This is a genomic window from Flavobacterium arsenatis (genome assembly GCF_031456785.1).
GTDB lineage: Bacteria > Bacteroidota > Bacteroidia > Flavobacteriales > Flavobacteriaceae > Flavobacterium > Flavobacterium arsenatis.
On sequence record NZ_JAVDVI010000002.1, the window covers coordinates 324,362 to 342,871 of the forward strand.

Here is an 18,510-nt window from a genome sequence, read left to right on the forward strand (position 1 = left end):
TACATTAAAAGTGATAAAAAGCGCTTTCAAGGTGTTCTATAACAAACTCATTAGCGGTTTTGTGAATGGCAATAATATCAAAACGTACCTCAACATCCATATCATTTATTGTGATATATTCGTTTACCGCTTTAACTAACAATTGGATTTTTTTAGGTTTAACAAATTCCTGGGGCAATCCAAAATCGATACTCGAACGTGTCTTCACCTCAACAATAGCAACGGTTTGGTCTTTTCTGGCAATAATATCAACTTCTGCTTTTTGAAAAACCCAGTTGGTTTCAAGGATTTCATAGCCTGCTTTTTCGAGGAATTCAACGGCCATTTCCTCACCCAATTTTCCGAGTTCGTTGTGTTCAGCCATTACTCAAAAATTAAAACAGATTCTTTTTCATTTACATTTAATGTCACACTTTTTCCTAAAATTAAAGCACGATTATCTTTGATGTGACCGGCTGGAAAGTTATAAACTATCGGAATTTTCAAATCTTTTACAATGTCTTGGATGATTTCAAGCGAATCATGACCCCACGGAATGTCATTATCATTCATAGAAGTCATTCCCCCGATGATGATTCCTTTGAGGTCTTTTAACGAACCATTACGTTTCAGGTTCATCATCATTCTGTCAATATGGTATAGATATTCGTCTAAATCTTCCAAGAAAAGAATTTTTCCTTTCATGTCAACTGCTGATTCCGAACCTTGAATGCTGTATAAAACCGAAAGATTTCCGCCAACCAATTCGCCAGTTGCTTTTCCGTCTTTGTTGAAAGCATGATGCGGAATATGGTATGCGAGTTTTTCTCCGAACAAAGCCTTTTTAAAAGTAGCAATTGCTTCTGGAGTAGCAGTTTTCACACTAATCGCCATAAGAGCATGTATCGTTCCGATGTTCATATTATTGATGTGGCTGTGCAAAACCGTAACATCACTGAAACCGATGATCCATTTTGGTTTTTTCTTGAAATTGGTAAAATCGATCCTGTCCACAATTCTCACCGTTCCGTAACCTCCTTTCGCAGCCCAAATGGCTTTGATGTTAGGATTATCGAGCATTTCCTGAAAGTCAGTTGCTCGTTGCCAATCGGCTCCAGCGAGTTGATTTTGTTCCTTTCCGATGGTTTTTCCGATAACGACTTTGAGTCCCCAACTTTCCAATAATTTGATTGCAGGTTGAAGCGTTACTAAATCAATTTTTCGGGCTGTGGCAAGGATGCCGACGGTGTCTCCCTTTTTTAAATATTCGGGCATAGTGAGTTTGGTTTGAGAAAATACAAAGCTATTAAGATTCAAAAATAAAAGAAGTAGGAATATCTTTTTTATAGCCATTTGTTTTTGTTTAATTACATTATCGTTAGAACGTAAATTTAATAAAAGTAGCACTTCTTGCTGTAAAAATTCTGCCAAATAAATTAAACTCTTTTTATTTCGTGGCCCACAAATTCTTCTAAAGTTTCGAAAATTTCATCCACAGAAAGCACTTCAAAATCAGGATGTGATTTTAGGAAATCTGCATTTAGCGTGATAAGATTTTCTTCTAATTCAAAAAAAGTATCGCTGTTTAAAGCATCTCTAACTGGATTCACACCTTCTAATTTTCCTTTCAAGAATTTATTGAGTTTGACGCTACTCATCAGCTTTACTTTTTTGGATTGCTGTTGGAATAATTCCAAATGTTTTTCGGCACCTATTAAAGCCAAACCTTCTTCGATGAGTTCGTTCAGTTCTTTGTCCCAACCTGATTTGTGGACGAATTGTGCAAAGTTTCCATCTGAAAGTTGTGTCCAATAATAATCCAGATAATAGCTCATCAAGGCATCTTCGTGAATCAAATCGTCGTTGACTCCTTCTTCCCGCATTAAATTGATGATGGAAATATTGGAAAGAATCACATCGTGCGGATTCTCGCTGTTCATTGCTGTTTCTGAAACTATTATTTTTCCGAATTCCATTTTTCTCAAATTCTAAAGTATATGCAAATTTCTATTAAATAGTTGAGCAACAAAATATTTTTTGGATTTAACTTGTGGCTAAAAACAAAAAAAGCCACATTCTTAAAATGTAGCTTTCTGTATAAAATGCAAACTGTCCTATTTTGTTTTCATCGGTGGCAAATCAAATGCAGCTGCATCATGTTCAAAACCATTTCGGTGTGCACCATCGCAAAAAGGTTTGTTTGCCGATAATCCGCAACGGCAAAGCCCTAGAGCAGTTCTACCTTGTAAATCATATACGTTTCCTTCTTGGTCTACAATTTCGAAATCGCCGTCAATTTTTATAAATCCGTTTTTTGTAACGGTTAATTTTGTTTTACTCATAATGCTTCTTTTTTCTGTTCAAAGATTGCAAAATATATTTGAAGGAATTATTTATTTAGACTGCTTTTTGTATGCTGAAAGCTCAATTTACATTGGTTCTAATTTAGGAACCAAATTCAATACCTTTTATGTAATTTCAGATTCTCCGTTATTCTTTTGCCGATTCATCTTGGCAACCAAAGCTTTCATTCGTAATGCTTTTTCTCTTTTTTCTTCTTGGAGTTTTGTCTTTTTTCGGTTTAGTAATTTGGTATGCAAAGCCTTATTTTTTGTGTTTTTTTCGGGTCCTTTTGCCATAACTTGAATTCTTTAAGGCAAAGATAAGTTTTATTTTTTTTGGATCTGATTCTTTTTTGCCACAGATTCACAGATTAAAAATGATTTCGAAAATCTCTGATTCAGCGGTTTTCTAGCAACAATTTTCACGCAATGGTCGGAAAGTTTACAAAAATGCCCTTAGTTTTTCAATTAGCCCCGATGTTAGGGAAAAGCCTTTTGTCTCGTTTCTTTAACGAGACAAAAGCTTTGGAAAGGCAGCGGGAAAATGGATTGCTGATAAAAGACTGACGATTCGCTCCTAATAATAAATTGCATTTTAGGTATTTCAGCCACAATAGATTATTTTTGCAGTCTTATTAAAGAAATTCATGATACAGAATCCAAAAAGATATACGATTACGGCAGCTTTGCCTTATACAAACGGTCCGATTCACATTGGACATTTGGCGGGAGTTTATGTTCCGTCTGATATTTATTCACGCTATTTGAGGTTGCAGGGAAAGGATGTGGCGTTTATTTGCGGAAGCGATGAACACGGTGTGGCGATTTCGATGAAGGCGAAAAAAGAGGGCATCACGCCTCAGGAAGTGATTGATAAATATGACGGAATCATTAGAAAATCGTTTGAAGATTTTGGAATTTCTTTTGATAATTATTCGCGTACTTCGGCAAAAATCCACCACGATACGGCTTCTGAGTTTTTCAGAAAATTGTATGACAATGGCGATTTTATCGAAGAAACAACCGAACAATTGTATGATGCAAAAGCAGATCAGTTTTTGGCCGACCGTTTTGTGATTGGAACTTGCCCAAAATGCGGTAACGAAGAAGCTTATGGCGATCAATGTGAAAGATGCGGTTCGACATTGAATGCGACTGATTTGATTAACCCAAAATCAACCATTACGGGAGAAACACCGATTTTGAAATCTACGAAACACTGGTTTTTGCCTTTGGACCGATATGAAGATTTCTTGAGAGAATGGATTTTAGTTGGACATAAAAACGACTGGAAACCAAATGTATATGGTCAGGTAAAATCATGGATTGATGGTGGTTTGGAGCCTCGTGCCGTTACCAGAGATCTGGATTGGGGAATTGATGTTCCGGTTGAAGGTGCCGAGGGAAAGAAATTATATGTGTGGTTTGACGCACCAATTGGCTACATTTCTTCTACGAAAGAATGGGCTTTGAGAGAAGGAAAAGATTGGGAACCGTATTGGAAATCCCAAGATACGAAGCTGGTTCATTTTATCGGGAAAGACAATATTGTTTTTCACTGTATCATTTTTCCGGCGATGTTGAAAGCGGAAGGAAGTTATATTTTGCCAGACAACGTTCCTGCAAACGAGTTCTTGAATTTAGAAGGAAACAAACTTTCTACTTCAAAAAACTGGGCAGTTTGGCTGCATGAATATTTGGAAGATTTTCCGGATAAGCAGGATGTTTTGCGTTATGCTTTGACGTCGAATGCTCCGGAAACGAAGGACAATGATTTTACTTGGAAGGATTTCCAGGCGAGAAATAATAATGAATTGGTGGCTATTTTTGGTAATTTCATCAACCGTGTTGTGGTTTTGACGAACAAATATTATGACGGAATTGTTCCTGAACCAAACGAATTCTCTGAAGTTGACGAAGCTACTTTGGCTGAATTGAAAGCGTATCCAGCAGTAATTGCAAGTTCTGTGGAACGTTACAGATTCCGAGAAGCTTTAGGCGAAATGATGAATGTGGCACGTTTAGGAAATAAATATTTGGCAGATGAAGAGCCTTGGAAAGTGATAAAAGACAATCCGGAAAGAGTGAAAACGCAGATGTTTGTTGCTTTGCAGATTGCATCGGCTTTAGCGACTTTATCCGAACCATTCTTGCCATTTACCTCTAAAAAATTGGCTAAAATTTTAAATATCGAACCAAACAATTGGAATTTGGAATTTGAAGATTGGAATTTGACAAAAGCTGGCCACAAAATTGGAGAGGCAGAATTGCTTTTCGCAAAAATTGAAGACGAGGAAATTCAAAAGCAGATAGACAAATTGGAAGCTACAAAAACAGCCAACAAAGCCGAGAATAAAAAACTAGAACCGCAGAAAGATTTGATTCAATATGATGATTTTGCAAAAATGGATTTGCGTGTTGGAACCATCTTGGAAGCGGAGAAAATGCCAAAAGCAAACAAGCTTTTAGTCTTGAAAGTGGATACTGGAATTGATGTCAGAACCATTGTTTCTGGAATTGCAGAAAGTTTTTCTCCAGAAGAAATTGTAGGAAGAAAAGTTACGGTTTTAGTGAATCTTGCTCCAAGAGCTTTACGTGGTGTGGAAAGCCAAGGGATGATTTTGATGACTACAAATGCGGAAGGGAAATTGGTTTTTGTGAATCCTGATGCTGAAGCTGGGAATGGGGAAACAATAAATTAAGAATTGGAATGGGAACCCTTTCAGGGTTTTAAACTCTGAAAGGGTTTTTAAATCTACTTGAGGAAACTATAAATTAAAAACAAACACGAATTTCACGAATTTTCACGAATTAATTTTTCAAAGATTTTGTGTAAATTCGTGAAATTTGTGTTTAAAAAAATAAAGTATGAACATAAAAGTAATCGCTTTCGACGCTGACGACACGCTATTCGTGAACGAGCCTTATTTTCAGGAAACAGAAGAAAAATTCTGTGGCTTGATGGCCGATTATTTGTCGCACCAAGGTTTGTCGCAAGAACTTTTTAAAACCGAAATCCAAAATTTGCCTTTGTACGGTTACGGAATCAAAGGCTATATTCTTTCGATGATTGAAGCGGCGATGACAATCTCTAACAAGACAATTAGCATCCAGGTTGTAGATAAAATTTTGGATTACGGAAAAGAATTATTGCAAAGACCAATTGAATTATTAGACGGAGTGGAAGAAACTTTGCAAGCCTTACACGGAAAATACAAATTGGTTGTGGCTACAAAAGGAGATTTATTGGACCAAAGAAGAAAATTGCACAATTCAGGTTTGGGGCATTATTTCCACCATATTGAAGTGATGTCAGACAAGCAGGAAAAAGATTACCACGATTTATTAAAACGTCTGGAAATACAGCCTGACGAGTTTTTTATGATTGGAAATTCCTTGAAATCAGATGTTTTGCCGGTTTTAGGAATTGGAGGTCACGCCGTTCATATTCCGTTTCACACAACTTGGGCCCACGAAAAAATCGACCATGAAGTGAAGCATAATAACTTTAGAACCGTTGAAAAAATTACTGAAGTTCTGCCTTTCTTGCTGTAAGTTAAAATAGTCCGTAATTCCAGTTTTTAAAACTTGCGGTATTGTTTTTGAGCATCACTTTAAAAATAAAGACCCCATGAAAAAATTACTTTTTGCGTTTCTTACACTTTCCTTTGCAAATTTATCTTTCGGACAAACTTTATTGACTTCCATTGATTTAGATTTAAAAAAAGCATCCAGCAACCACAGGGCTCTGCATGCGGTAAACGCCAACAATAATGAAGTTTTTGTTTTTGCTTCTGACAAGGATAAACTCACTGCAATCAAATACAACAGTTTTATTTTCTTCAAGGACAGCCTGAGTATCAATCGTCCTGACAAGGATTTTGAGCAAATAGCAGGATATAGCTTTAATGAAGAAGGAACTCCCGAAATTTATTGGATTGAAAATAATTTCAAAAAAATAAAATCCATCTCTTTTGATTTAAAAACCCGAAAAACTGCTGAAAATCTATTTGAAATTCCGTTTGAAAAAGAGCATATTCTGAGCAGTTTCAGTGAGAACAATTCGTTCTATATCATGACGGTTTCCAAAACCGAAGACGAACTGAAACTCTACGTCTTTCAAGATGGCAAGATGAAAGAAAAATTCCTTGATTTCTCTGAATTCAAAATTGTCAATGCCAAAAATAATCCGATGAAACTTTGGTCTGTTTTTGATGAAAATCCCCTTGAAAAGATCGAAATCGACGAGTTGAATTCTTTGGTTTATGCCACTTCTAAAGCAAAGTTTTATGTTTTGGACGATAAAATCATCCTCACTTTTGACCATACTGTTTCCGAAACGCAAATCTTCGAAATCAATCTTGAAAACTATAAACTAGAGGAAAAGAAAATAGCACAGGAAACACTAAAAAGTGGTGCCGGAAAATCAAATTCTTATTTAAGTAATGGCAAATTATATCAGTTGAAAGTCAATAAAAACGAATTGCTTATTGCTGTAAAAAACTATGATTCGGGCGAATTGCTAAATTCTTTTACCACTTCGAAAGATGAAATAATCGCTCATAAAAATTCACCATTGTTTAGCCAAACTGGAAAACAAAGACAGAGAGAATTTAAAAACACCAAAAAATTTCTGGAAAGACTTGAAGAATCTAACATCGGTATTTCTGTGTATGAGGCACAATACAACTCTTTTATTACCATTGGTGGAATACGCGATGTTGCTTCAACTGGTGGCATTCTTTTAGGAATTGCAAGTGGCGTTGGAACTGTGGCTTCTGGAGGTTCGACCGTTTTTATGGACGACTTTATGGAGGGAGGAAGTCTTCAGGTGAATTATTTTGAAACCCATCTCGACCCAAAATCGCAATACTTCAAGAAAGAACAGGAGATTTTAGCAACCGATTATGTCGCCCAATTTTTAGACCAGAAAAAAGATATTTCACTCGCATCTACTTTCAAATTCAAAGACCATTATATTCTTGGTTATTATGATACGAAGGAAAAAAAATACGTGCTTCGAAAATTCCAAGATGATTTTATAGATTAATATTCCCTTATCAGCATAATGAAAACCCTTTTAGACATTGCCAATTGGCCAAGAAAAGAACATTTTGATTTTTTCAGAAAATTTGAAGAGCCTTTTTTTGGAGCAACTGTTCAGATTGATTGCACCAAAGCCTATCAAACTGCAAAAAGTTTGAATGCTTCTTTTTTTATTTATTATTTGCATAAAACACTCGTTGCCATAAATTCAATTGAATGTTTCCGTTACAGGATTGAAAAGGATAAAATTTTTGTTTATGATAAAGTCAATGCTTCAGCAACTATCAGTCGAGAAGACGGTTCATTCGGCTTTTCATTGGTTGAATACAATCCAGATTTTCAAATATTTAACACTATTGCTTTGACCGAAATTGAAAGAGTCAGAAACACGACCGGACTTTTTACTAGAACTTTTAACGATGACAATCTGATTCATTTTTCGGCAATCCCTTGGTTAAATTTCACCTCACTTTCACATGCCCGAAGCTTTACTTTTCCTGACAGTTGTCCGAAAATTTCCTTCGGAAAGATGATGGTTCACGAAAACGGAAAACGAACAATGGCAATGTCAATCCACGTTCATCATGGCTTGATGGATGGTTTCCATCTAGGCCAATTTGTAGATGTTTTTCAGGAATTGATGAATAGTTAAATAGTGCCACTCGAAACAGTTTCACCTCTGGACACAAATGTTTTTAAAAGATTTAGACAAGAATTTCACTAATCTTCACGAATGAATTAGTGAAATTCGTGTCTTTTAATAGTGATGCGAAATTTTAAAAGTTTATTTCTCCAAACCCAATCTCAAAATTTCTTTTATACCTTCAATATGATTCGTAAATTCAGTCATTTGCGATAACACTTGTGCCATATTATTGCTGTCGCCAAAAGCTTTAAGCTTATTGTTTTTCACGAAAGTGGTTTTAATATCTTCCCATCTTGAAGCTTCATCTTCCGAAAGCATCTTGGTCATTTCCTTAAATTTCAAAAGATTGGCTTCGGCTGCATTCGTCAACGTTTGGGTTTCGTTTTGATAATGCGAAAGCAAAAGGGTCTGTATCTCGGCATCGTTCATCATCGGAACAATTTTGGAAACCAATTTATTCATATCGCGATAGGAACCTTGCAATCGAAATGGCGGTTCCACACGATAGACATCTTCCATCGCCGCCGAAGCGATATAAGCCGAATTGGCCTGCAAAACTACATTTCGAACCTTGATGACTTTGTCCAAAATAGCCAAATAGGACTCGATATCTTGTTTGGAATGATTTCCTTTCAAATCAAAACCGTCTCTTTTTCCGCTCGAAGCCATTTCAATCAACGGGTACAAATCATCATACGATTTAGAAGCCAATTGCGTCAACAGCGGATTCGAGGTCAAGGCGTTTTCAATCAAGCTCAATTCAAATAGCGAACTTGTGTTTCCGATAACGTCTCCCAAATTATAAATATCAGCCCTGTTGGCTAACATATCTGGAATTCGGAATTTCTCGCCAGTTTCTGTATAAGGATTTCCAGCCATTACGACACAAAATTTCTTCGATTTCATATCATACGTTTTCGGATTTCCGTTGAAAACACCTTCAATTTTTCGGGTTCCATCGGCAAGCGAAATGAATTTTTGCAATAATTCTGGATTACAATGCTGGATATCATCCAAATACAGCATCACATTATTTCCCATTTCCAAAGCCAAATTCAGCTTTTTCAACTCTTCTCTTGCAGCCGAATTTGTAGCCGATTCCGGATCAACCGAAGTGATTTCGTGGCCAATTGCCGGACCGTTTATCTTCATGAAAACCAATCCCAATCGATTCGCCAAATATTCCATCAAGGTTGTTTTTCCATAACCCGGAGGCGACACCAAAAGCAACATTCCCGAACGGTCGGTTCTTCTGTTTTCGCCAGCACTTCCTAGTTGCTTGGCAAGATTATCTCCAAACAATGGCAAATAAACTTGGTCGATTAATTTATTTCGAACAAAAGAAGTGAGGACTTTCGGCTCAAATTCGTTCAAACGCAAATCGTCTTTCAATTGAATTGTCAGCTGATGCCTTTCGTTTCTAAATTTTTCAAAACCGGGAACATCTATTTCAAAATAGTTCTCCATCAATTCCATAAATTGATGGTAATTGAACTCAAAATTGCCTTCTGAAATAGTCGGATGAGAACCAGATAAACCTCCAATCAAAACATCAGCTTCGATGGTAATTGTGTTTTCGTTGCTTTCGTGCGGAAACAGCAATAATGCCACAATTTCAAAAGCATAAGCCAAATCATTTGCCGTTTTTGCATCTGATAAAAAGGACAGAACCCATTGTGTTGCCAATTGGATTTTTGCTTCAAAATCAACTACTTTTTCAATTCCTTGTCTGAATTTTAGCTGTGTTTCTTTTGCTTCAAGCGTTTTTTTGAAATCTTCCAAAAGCTGTTTCGCCTTCAAGCTCGAAACAAAAATATCGTCCTGTCGCAATTCTTCGAAAATATACAAAGCCATTTTTTCTGGATTGACAGCACTATTTTTGGCAAAATCATATTTTTCTAAAAACAGCTCAACTTCTCTTTCAATCTCTGAAAGAATGTAGTCAAAAGCCGTACTATTTGGAAAAACCGACAAAACTTCGCCAGCCGATTTTATCTTTTGATTTAAAATATCCCGTTTTTCCGTTTCTAAATCATTCCAGAAAAACTGTGCGAAAGCCCTGGTTTTAGAATCATATCGAAGCATTCCGAGAGCGTGGTGTTTTTCTAAAATTACTTTTAAAATCAACAAAGCATCAGCATCGTGAACACCTTTGATATACCCTTCGGTATAATTTTTTGAGGTTTCATCGGCTACCAAATTTTGCAAACTTTCAACTGTCATTGCCTCTAATTTCTCAATCGGATGGTTGTTGAAAATTTTATACGCCAAATAGGAAGCTCTGTAAATTTGATCATTTTCTGAAATCAAATCCTGGTTCCAATATTTTTTTCCCGAATCTAAAACTTGACTCGTTAACGGTTGATAGAAATCGGTTCCGGTCAAATGATAGTGGAGTTTTCCATCTTTGAAAACGATGGTCAAATCAAGTGCCTGACGGTTTACGGCAAATTTATGTTTCCCCAAACGGATGATATTTTCCCCATCTTCATAGAGTTCGTGTTTGTCCTTCAACTTTCGCAAAGCATCTTCACGGGCCGATTTTAATTCGGTTTCAATGGCTTCGGCTTTGCCAACATCTTCCAAATCGTGCAACTGCTTTACCAAATCACGCAATTTAGAAATCATCAAATCAGAAGCAAAATATCCGTTGATTTCTTCGGCAGAATTAAACGTCATCGCTTTTGTGGCAACACTTTTCAAGATTCTCTTGGAAGCATTTTCAACCGCAATTGCCTTTTTGTTTCGGGCTTCGATCAGGCTATTTTTCTTGGCTTCAAAAGCCGTGTAGATTTCTTCCCTTTTTTCAATAATCAATCCCGTAAACTCCTCGAAATCGGCAAAACGAGCTTCTAAATCTTCCAGCTGAACCGACATTTTGTTGAGCGATTCGGCAATTTTATCGGGTGTGTCAGCTCGATCAATCGCATTGACGATACTTTGATCGATTAATTTCATCTGTGCGGCAAAATCGGCCGTAGCCTCTTTTCCGCCAAGAGCACCCATCCTATTTTTGATTTCGGCCTTGACTTTATTTAGCGTGGCAAAAATCAGCGAAATCGTGTTGATGATTTGTGTGGCGTGCGAAGTATCTTCAATTTTCAAATTAGAAACAATATCAATCAGCATTTCCAAATCGGTCGTAATTTGATTGACTTCCTGCTCTAGTTTCTTTCCTTCTGCCACTTTTGAAATACTTTCAATGGCATTTTGTTTTTTGTTGACACGGATATGATAAGGTTCCAACGCTTTCTCATCCAAAAGAAATGTAACGCAATGTTGCGAAATTCGTTCGGTTTGCTCGATGATTTCTTTCTCCAGATTTTCAATAAAACTGACCTCTACATATCGAACTTCTTTCAAGCTGATAACCTCGCCACGAAGCATTCTCAAATTCGCCAAATTACTGACAAAAACATCAATATCATCTAACGGAGAGGATTTTATGGTGCTGAAAAGCCTGTTGGCTTTTTCCTGTGTTTGCTCGGTAATTTGCTTGGCATGATGACGCAATTGCACCACTTTTTCGAACTCATCGATGGCGGCGTTTGCCGTGTTTTTTATTTCCAGAAGCGGAATTTGAAGCTCAAAAGTTTCCTTTCCGGCAATCCAATAATAGCCGTCCAAAATGTTTTGCGAAAGCTTTGCCAGATCCACATACAAGCCGTCATAATCGTCATTTTTGTTCAAAAGCGTGATGATCGAATTGGAATCTGCCATTGCTTTCACGATATCCTTATTGCCAATTTTATAAATAAAACTGTCTTTATGTGCGGATGGAATGATCGCTCCTTTTACAAATGGCGTTTGCCAAATCTGTACTACGTGATTTTTGGTCTGTTCATTTTCTGATTTGAAATAACACAATTCGCCATTCTCCAAGATGGTAAATCCGTTGCAAATAATGGGAGTATTGACTTCGTGTGAAATCAAATTATAGGAAATCAACACATATTGTCCGAATTTTTCTTCGTAGAAAACATACATGAAATCTTCCCCGTTTGGCGAAGCAATCCGTTCTTGAAAAAGTAGGTTTTCGAGACTGTTTTCAAAAATTTTATATTCTCCCGTTTGCAGATAGTAGCCATTGGAAAAAATCAATCCGTGATTATCTGGAAGCAGAATCGCAGCATTTTTGATACTGTCGATCTTTTGAACCTGCTGTAATTTATGGTTGTAAATAAAAAAACGAGCGTCTTCCTGAAACGGTTTTATTTGCAAGGCGATCAGGTTTCCAAGATCGGCAAATTTATAGTTTCCATCGTCCAGCGTTTGATCCGGATGCTGTACTTCTTCTTCCAGAATTCCTTTTCCAGAAGCCGTGTTGTCTTCAATCTTGATGGTCAAAGTGCCACCAACAGTTTCTACAAAAACCTTATCGAGAATGGAAACGTGAGGATGCTTTCCGTACTTCTGCATTTCTCGGGTCGTTTCCTGCCAAAGAAAATCATGCTGCTTTGGAAACTTATATTCGTGGTCGCTTCGATTGTCAATATATTCAAGTTTATTATCACGAATCAGCCATTTGAAGGTCTTGATGTCGGAAAGTCTGTCGCTCAATTGAAAAACCATGTGAAGGTAATTTCCGGCAATGAAAAACTTCTTGAACTCGGTATCTCGATAGTATTTGTATAAATTTAAAAAGTCGAAAAGAAAGGTTTCATCGTTGATCAAATCCAAGTTTTGAGGCTTGAATTCTTGGTTTTCATATTTATAGATACTAAAAACGTCTTCGACCTTGATTTCTGTTCGAAGGCCAAAATGAACGTTATAGCCAAAGATGCACAAATCGCCAATGCTGACAATATCGTTGGAAATGCAGTTGTTTTCGGTAATGATTCTATTGTTTGCAATCAGTTTGGTTTCAATGCTTCCAAAAACTTCTTTTCGAGCGTCGTTAAGCTGTTTCAACCTTTCGATTAAATCCTTTTTTTGAGCCTCTAAACGATTCTGTATAATTTCGTAAGTGCCGCCTTCTAGTGCATTCATACTATAAAATGTAGTTGGTGGTTGATATAGAAAAGCATGATTTGTGTGTCAGGCTTGAAAAATTCCCTGCAAGACCGAAATCTTGCAGGAGAAAATTTATTGGTTTTTAGCCTAATTTTTTATCGGTCAAGCCGAAATTCTTGGCCATCGACATTAGATTCGAGAACAAACCTTGTTCGCTTTCGTCACTGCTTCGTCTTTGCAATTCAAGAAGCAAGCCTGAAACGGTCAGGTTTTTAATGTCTTCCGAAGAGATTCCGTATTTATCAGCAAAACCTTTGATTTTGTCCAAAAGATTTCCTTGGTCCAAAGTTCCATCGCCTAGAATTGCTTCCTTAATTTCGGTAATATTTTCAGAACTGTTTACCAATCTGTCGAAACCTTTTGCTCTTGTAATTTGTCCAACGATTTGGTCAAAGAACATGGTTTCGCCACCCACGATATCAATTTTCGCTGCTTTTAATGCTTCGCCAATCACACTTGCTTGAGCATCTGCGATATCTTTTTGGATGTTGATGTGTGCCAAATCCACCTGCAATTCCTTGTTCAAACGCAATTTGAATTCTTCGTGTTCTTTTCCAACGCCGTCCAATTTCTTCATTGCATTTGCTTTTTCTTCGATTCCGGTAGCTTCCGCCAATGCTTTTTCACGAACCACTTCTGCTTCGGCCAAACCAAGATCTTTGGAGGCTTCCGCTTTAGCTTTCATTCCGGCTGCTTCTGCAAGAGCCATTTTTTCCACAATAACTGCATCAACAATTCCTTGTCTTTCGCTTGCATCGGCTTTGGCGTGCATCACTTGAGCTTCAGAAAGTCCAACAGTTGCGTCTTCTTTTGCTTTTGCTTCCGCCAAAATTTTCCGTGCTTGAGCTTCTTTTTCACTCGCAATCATGTGAGCTTCTGCATCGATATTGATTTCTTCGGCTCTTTGTTTGGCAGCGTCTTTTTCACCTTCGGCAGCTCTTAATCGTTTGATGTACAATTCTTCACTTTCTTTTTCGGCCAAAGTAACGGCTACTTTTTTCTGTCTGTCGGCGGTTTTGAAAGCTTCAATGTCTTTCATGTTTTCCTGTTCCTGCACTACTCCTTTTTCCAGAATCACCCTGTCGCGAATTACATCTTGAATGTTTTTCTTCTCGACCTCAACGGCTTTGTCTTTTTCAATTTGGGCCAAAGTCACGACTCTTTCACGCTCGGTTTGTTCCAAAGCTCGGTCTTTTTCGACTCTTTCGGTTTCTACAGCTTCAGTTCTTTCCTTGTTTTTTAGGGCAACAATTACCAAACGGTCTTTGTTTTCTTCGGCCACAGCCACTTTTTCTGTAGTGTTGATTCTTGCCGTTTCTGATTTCAATCGTTCTTCTTCGGCCACTTTCAGTATTTCGGCTTCTTCGCGCGATTTGATATTGGCAATTTCCCTTTTTTGCTGTTCTTCTTTTTCGGCTAATTGTCGGTCGAGTGCCAAGATGGCTTCTCTAGCTTCAACATCTTGTTTACGGATTGTTTTTTCTTCGTCTCTGCGAATCAAATTCGACTTGATGTTTTGGGCAGCTGTCAATTCGGTGATTTTCTTGATACCTTCGGAATCCAAGATATTATCGGATTTTAAATGACTCAATGAGGTTTGTTCCAAATCATCGATGGCACAATCGTCAAGGATATATCCATTCAAATCGGTACCGATGATGGCGATAATTTCCTCACGGAATTCGCTTCGAGCTTCATATAGTTCAATAAAATCAAATTTCTTTCCGACCGTTTTTAAAGCTTCGGAGAATTTTGCATCGAATAAAGTTCTCAAAACTTCCACTTCCGAAGCTCTTTCACAACCGATGGTTTGGGCAACGTTTATGATATCGGTTGTTGATTTATTGATTTTGATGAAAAACGTCACCTTGATATCAGCACGAATATTATCCTTGCAAATCAAACCGTTGGTTCCGGTTCTTTCGACATCGAGTTTTTTGACCGAAATATCCATGATTTCCATCTTGTGCAAAACGGGAACTACAAGTCCTGCATTGTAGAAAACTTTTGTTCCTCCAGCTCCAGTTCTCACGATTACCTTTCCTTGGATGATTTTTTTATACATCGAAATGATCCAAACAAGAAGCCCGATTACCACCACGATTATGGCAATCATTGTAATAAGTAAAGAATTTCCTAACATGTTTTTGGTTGTTTTAAATTATAATTGTTTTTTGTTTTTTATAAGAACGAGGCAATGATGGCAATTACTACTTTCAAAAAATAAGCAACTGCACAAACTATTATTGTAATCATCTTTTACTGTTTTAATAGTCAAATTTTTCTACGAGGTAATATTTTTTATCTTCGCTTTCGCCAACAATAACGGCTTGTTGACCAGCGATTAATTTCTCTTCGGTATTGCATTTGGCTGACAACCGCATTGGATCGCCATTGACTGAAAGTTGGATTTGACCTACTTTATTTTGATCCATAGACGAAAAAACAACACATCTTCTGCCAAGGAAATCAATTTCGGGTTCGCCTTTGTGGTTGACTTGTTTGTAGAGATAGGACAAAGGTTTGCTGAAAATTTTCACAATAAAAAGACTCACGATGAAATTTGGAATCAACAATAAAAAGCCTAACAATGTACTTTCGACACCTAAATAATAGGTCACGTTCACTCCAATGAGCCACATGCTAAAAAAGATAATCGTGAGAATGAACATAAGAGGCAATTCATCAAAATTGAAGAACTCCAGGATTTTCATAAAACCGTTTCCATCTGAAGCCTCACCGCGATCTGGCAAATCAGGCGAATTGTTGTCAAAATCTGTTTCAAGGTCGGCTGAATCGAAATCAACACTTAGCAAATCAGGGTCAAGTCCGGCAACAATTACCAGTATCCAATACACCAACATGATAATCGACATGATGGTAAAAAAGGCATTTACTGGCGAAAACGAAATTTCTATGAGTTCTTTCATTTGATTTTATTCTTTTGGACCACTAATCCCAAGTTGTTCTTTCAATTTTTCCAATTCACTGAAGGCTTTTGTTCGAGGCACATCAATAATTTTATCAATTTCCTGATCGATGGATTTGGATGAATTTGCAATTTCGCCATAGGCTTCGGCCAACGCTTCTTCCTGGATTACTTTTTCCTTCATACGCTCCAAAAGTGCCACCGTTCCGTTACTGTCAATTTGTGCCATTTGCTTATTCAAACTCTTGGTTGCATCGGCAACTTTCACTCTTGATCGTAAAATTTTCAGTTCGTTTTCCCATTTGGAAATATTTTGCTTGATGGTTTGGACGTTGGCTTCCATCTGCAAGACATTTTGGTCGAATTTTTCCTTGTCGGAAATGGCTCGGTTTTGTCCAGCAGTGGCTTCTTCTTTCTTGATGAGTGCTTCTGTTGCCAAACGATCGGCTTCGGAAGTATCCAATCCGCCAGATTGTGCTTTTTTCAGAATAAGCATTGCTTTTTCGTTGTAATCTTCGGCTTTGTTTGCATATTCTTCCACTTCGTTTTTGGCACGAATACTCATGGCTTTTACTTGGGCCAAAGCTTCCAGACCTTTATCCAAATCCTCTTTCATGTCCCGAATTCCTTGTTCGGTCATTTTTATTGGGTCTTCCATTCCATCAATTGCAGAATGCACTTCTGCTTGACCAATCTTGAATAATCTTCTTAGAAATTTCATAATTACGTATTTTTTGAAAAGTTAATAATCTGATCTGAATATTCGCTAAGCAAAAGGCTGAGCGAATTTAGCGTAGCTCCAAATTCATTTTGATCTAAATTCTCAAGTTGCAACGAATCCCTAAAAATTACCTTTCGTCCGGAATCATCCAAAACAAAAGCCCCGTGAATGATGTCCCGGTTTTTTTGCAACAATGCTTTATAGACATCGTGACCGCTTTCTTTGATTTCGAAAATAAACTGTTCGAAAATCACAATTGGATGTGCCACACAAATAATCAAATTCAGGATTCCATCCTGTTCATTACTCACGATGAAGATGCCTTCTTTTTGATTTTCATGCTTGATGTCCAACTGCAACGTTTGCAGATAATTTTTAATTGTTCCGAAATAATCCTTCATACGATTAGAAATTGAATTTATAAAAATCGCTGTTTTAGAAAATACTTACAAGTTAAGTTTCCACAACTTCTTAACAAAATGCCAATTGTCAGAAATAATTGCTTCAAAACTCAAATCGTTAGCACAATTTTACTAGCTTTGCTAAATATATTAGGCAAATATACAAGAAATATTTATTAATGCAAATAAAATTAGCAAAATGTTGTTGATGTTTGGTAAAAATCTAAAAAAAATAAGAAGCGTCCATGGCATAAGCCAACAGGAATTTGCTGATATATTCGACTTAAAACGCGGAACATTAGGAGCTTACGAAGAAGAAAGAAGTAATCCAAAACTTGAAACCGTCTTAAAAATTGCTAATCATTTTAGCATCGGAATAGAAGAATTGCTAACGAAAGAACTAACCGTTAATCGTCTTTTAAAATTCAACGAAAAGATTACCACTGCATCCGATGTGCTTTTGACCGAAGAATTCAAGGCAATTCCATGTGTTTTATCTGATAAAAAAAATGACTTTGCTAAACAATATGGTACTGGATTTGAAATTTCAAAACTTCCTGTAATCCGACTTCCTTATGTTGACAGCCAGAATAGAATTGCTTTTTCGGTTGATGATTTAGCCATGACGGGCGGTTCCATTGAATTCTTTCCCAAGGATATTGTCATTGGAATTGAAATAGATAAGAATTCCATCAAGGAAGAAAAATTGGTCATTACAATCGTAAACCAGGAACTCGTTTTGAGGAAACTTTATTTCAAGGACAACCATTTTATCTTGAAAGCCGATCATCATGGTGTTGACGATATAGTGGTTACTCCTGATGAAATTACTGCCATTTGGAAAGTCGAACATATCTTTCATTACTCGATGCACTCAAAAGAAGTATTGCTGGAAAACAGACTTGCTGTTTTAGAACAAAGCATTGCTTCCTTAAAAAAATAAAAACCATTCCGCCTTTATAACGGAATGGTTTTATCGACTAATCTTGATTGGCGTTTACGATTCGGAGGATTTCTTCTCCGTGATTTTCTACCTTCAATTCTCCAAAGCCTTTGATTTTTCTCAAATCAGAAAGCATTTTTGGCCTCTTTACAACAACACTCAACAATTCAGAGTTATGGCTGATCATAAACGAAGGAATATTCAAATCTTGCGACTTTTGAAACCGCCAATTTTTCAGTTGATTGTAAAGAGCAATTTGGTTGGGCTCTAAATCCTCTTCCAAGATTTGGTCTTTCTTTTTTTCTGATTTGACTTCATTTTTCTTTTCTTCAAAATGAATCAAAACCGACCAATAACTGACATCTCCCTCAACAAAATGAACATCTGATTTTACAAAATCAACCGTTTCCAGAAAATCATTCAAGAATTTTTGGTCGCTTACAAATTTTTCTGAAATGAGTCGGATGGTAAAAACATTTACTTTCATGAT

At 37.0% G+C, this 18,510-nt stretch carries 16 protein-coding genes; 5 read left to right on the forward strand and 11 right to left on the reverse strand.

Translation table 11 applies throughout. The features are described 5' to 3' along the window. Nucleotides 1-4 precede the first annotated feature (4 nt). From J2X31_RS03985 to J2X31_RS04005, 5 genes are all read right to left on the reverse strand, one after another. A complete protein-coding gene (locus tag J2X31_RS03985; protein WP_310024623.1) occupies nt 5-364 on the reverse strand; it encodes a YraN family protein in 360 nt (119 codons plus the stop codon). Next, nucleotides 364-1,254, reverse strand: coding sequence for a S66 peptidase family protein (locus tag J2X31_RS03990; protein ID WP_310024625.1), 891 nt, complete (start codon nt 1,252-1,254; stop codon nt 364-366). Before J2X31_RS03990 ends, J2X31_RS03985 begins: the two co-directional genes overlap by 1 nt. A gap of 161 nt (nt 1,255-1,415) precedes the next feature. Next, nucleotides 1,416-1,955 carry a DMP19 family protein gene (locus J2X31_RS03995; RefSeq protein ID WP_310024628.1) on the reverse strand — a complete coding sequence of 180 codons (540 nt, stop codon included), beginning with the start codon at nt 1,953-1,955 and terminating at the stop codon, nt 1,416-1,418. A gap of 138 nt (nt 1,956-2,093) precedes the next feature. Then, entirely contained in the window at nt 2,094-2,321 is a 228-nt protein-coding gene (locus tag J2X31_RS04000; protein WP_310024630.1) for a CDGSH iron-sulfur domain-containing protein, read from the reverse strand. A gap of 126 nt (nt 2,322-2,447) precedes the next feature. Further along, complete coding sequence (locus J2X31_RS04005) at nt 2,448-2,618, reverse strand: hypothetical protein (RefSeq protein WP_310024632.1); 171 nt, start codon at nt 2,616-2,618, stop codon at nt 2,448-2,450. A gap of 350 nt (nt 2,619-2,968) precedes the next feature. Here J2X31_RS04005 and metG point away from each other — a divergent pair, with 350 nt between their 5' ends. The 4 genes from metG (at nt 2,969) to J2X31_RS04025 (ending at nt 8,019) form a co-directional block, all read left to right on the forward strand. Next, nucleotides 2,969-5,023 (forward strand): methionine--tRNA ligase, encoded by a 2,055-nt coding sequence (metG, locus tag J2X31_RS04010; RefSeq protein WP_310024634.1) that lies wholly within the window; start codon nt 2,969-2,971, stop codon nt 5,021-5,023. A 166-nt stretch (nt 5,024-5,189) separates the two neighbouring features. Beyond that, nucleotides 5,190-5,876: an HAD family hydrolase gene (locus tag J2X31_RS04015; protein ID WP_310024635.1), complete on the forward strand. Its 687-nt coding sequence runs from the start codon at nt 5,190-5,192 to the stop codon at nt 5,874-5,876. Between the two features lie 76 nt (nt 5,877-5,952). Next, nucleotides 5,953-7,371 carry a hypothetical protein gene (locus tag J2X31_RS04020; protein ID WP_310024637.1) on the forward strand — a complete coding sequence of 473 codons (1,419 nt, stop codon included), beginning with the start codon at nt 5,953-5,955 and terminating at the stop codon, nt 7,369-7,371. A gap of 18 nt (nt 7,372-7,389) precedes the next feature. Further along, the gene (locus J2X31_RS04025) at nt 7,390-8,019 is read left to right on the forward strand and encodes a CatA-like O-acetyltransferase (RefSeq protein WP_310024640.1); all 630 of its coding nucleotides are present in this window, start codon (nt 7,390-7,392) and stop codon (nt 8,017-8,019) included. 132 nt (nt 8,020-8,151) lie between these two features. On the opposite strand, the gene J2X31_RS04030 is transcribed toward J2X31_RS04025, so the two are convergent. From J2X31_RS04030 to J2X31_RS04050, 5 genes are all read right to left on the reverse strand, one after another. Next, on the reverse strand, nt 8,152-13,002 hold the full coding sequence (locus tag J2X31_RS04030) for a DNA repair ATPase (RefSeq protein ID WP_310024642.1): 4,851 nt from the start codon (nt 13,000-13,002) through the stop codon (nt 8,152-8,154). A gap of 106 nt (nt 13,003-13,108) precedes the next feature. After that, on the reverse strand, nt 13,109-15,169 hold the full coding sequence (locus J2X31_RS04035; RefSeq protein WP_310024644.1) for a flotillin family protein: 2,061 nt from the start codon (nt 15,167-15,169) through the stop codon (nt 13,109-13,111). A gap of 124 nt (nt 15,170-15,293) precedes the next feature. Beyond that, the gene (locus tag J2X31_RS04040; RefSeq protein ID WP_310024647.1) at nt 15,294-15,956 is read right to left on the reverse strand and encodes an OB-fold-containig protein; all 663 of its coding nucleotides are present in this window, start codon (nt 15,954-15,956) and stop codon (nt 15,294-15,296) included. A gap of 6 nt (nt 15,957-15,962) precedes the next feature. Beyond that, nucleotides 15,963-16,676, reverse strand: a complete 714-nt coding sequence (locus J2X31_RS04045; protein WP_310024649.1) for a PspA/IM30 family protein — start codon at nt 16,674-16,676, stop codon at nt 15,963-15,965. Nucleotides 16,677-16,678: 2 nt separating this feature from the next. Next, entirely contained in the window at nt 16,679-17,077 is a 399-nt protein-coding gene (locus tag J2X31_RS04050) for a YbjN domain-containing protein (protein ID WP_310024651.1), read from the reverse strand. Nucleotides 17,078-17,285: 208 nt separating this feature from the next. Here J2X31_RS04050 and J2X31_RS04055 point away from each other — a divergent pair, with 208 nt between their 5' ends. Next, nucleotides 17,286-18,020, forward strand: coding sequence for a helix-turn-helix transcriptional regulator (locus J2X31_RS04055; protein ID WP_310024653.1), 735 nt, complete (start codon nt 17,286-17,288; stop codon nt 18,018-18,020). 37 nt (nt 18,021-18,057) lie between these two features. Here the strand turns inward: J2X31_RS04055 and J2X31_RS04060 are convergent, their stop codons facing one another. Next, nucleotides 18,058-18,507: an HRDC domain-containing protein gene (locus tag J2X31_RS04060; RefSeq protein WP_310024655.1), complete on the reverse strand. Its 450-nt coding sequence runs from the start codon at nt 18,505-18,507 to the stop codon at nt 18,058-18,060. Between the last annotated feature and the right edge of the window lie 3 nt (nt 18,508-18,510).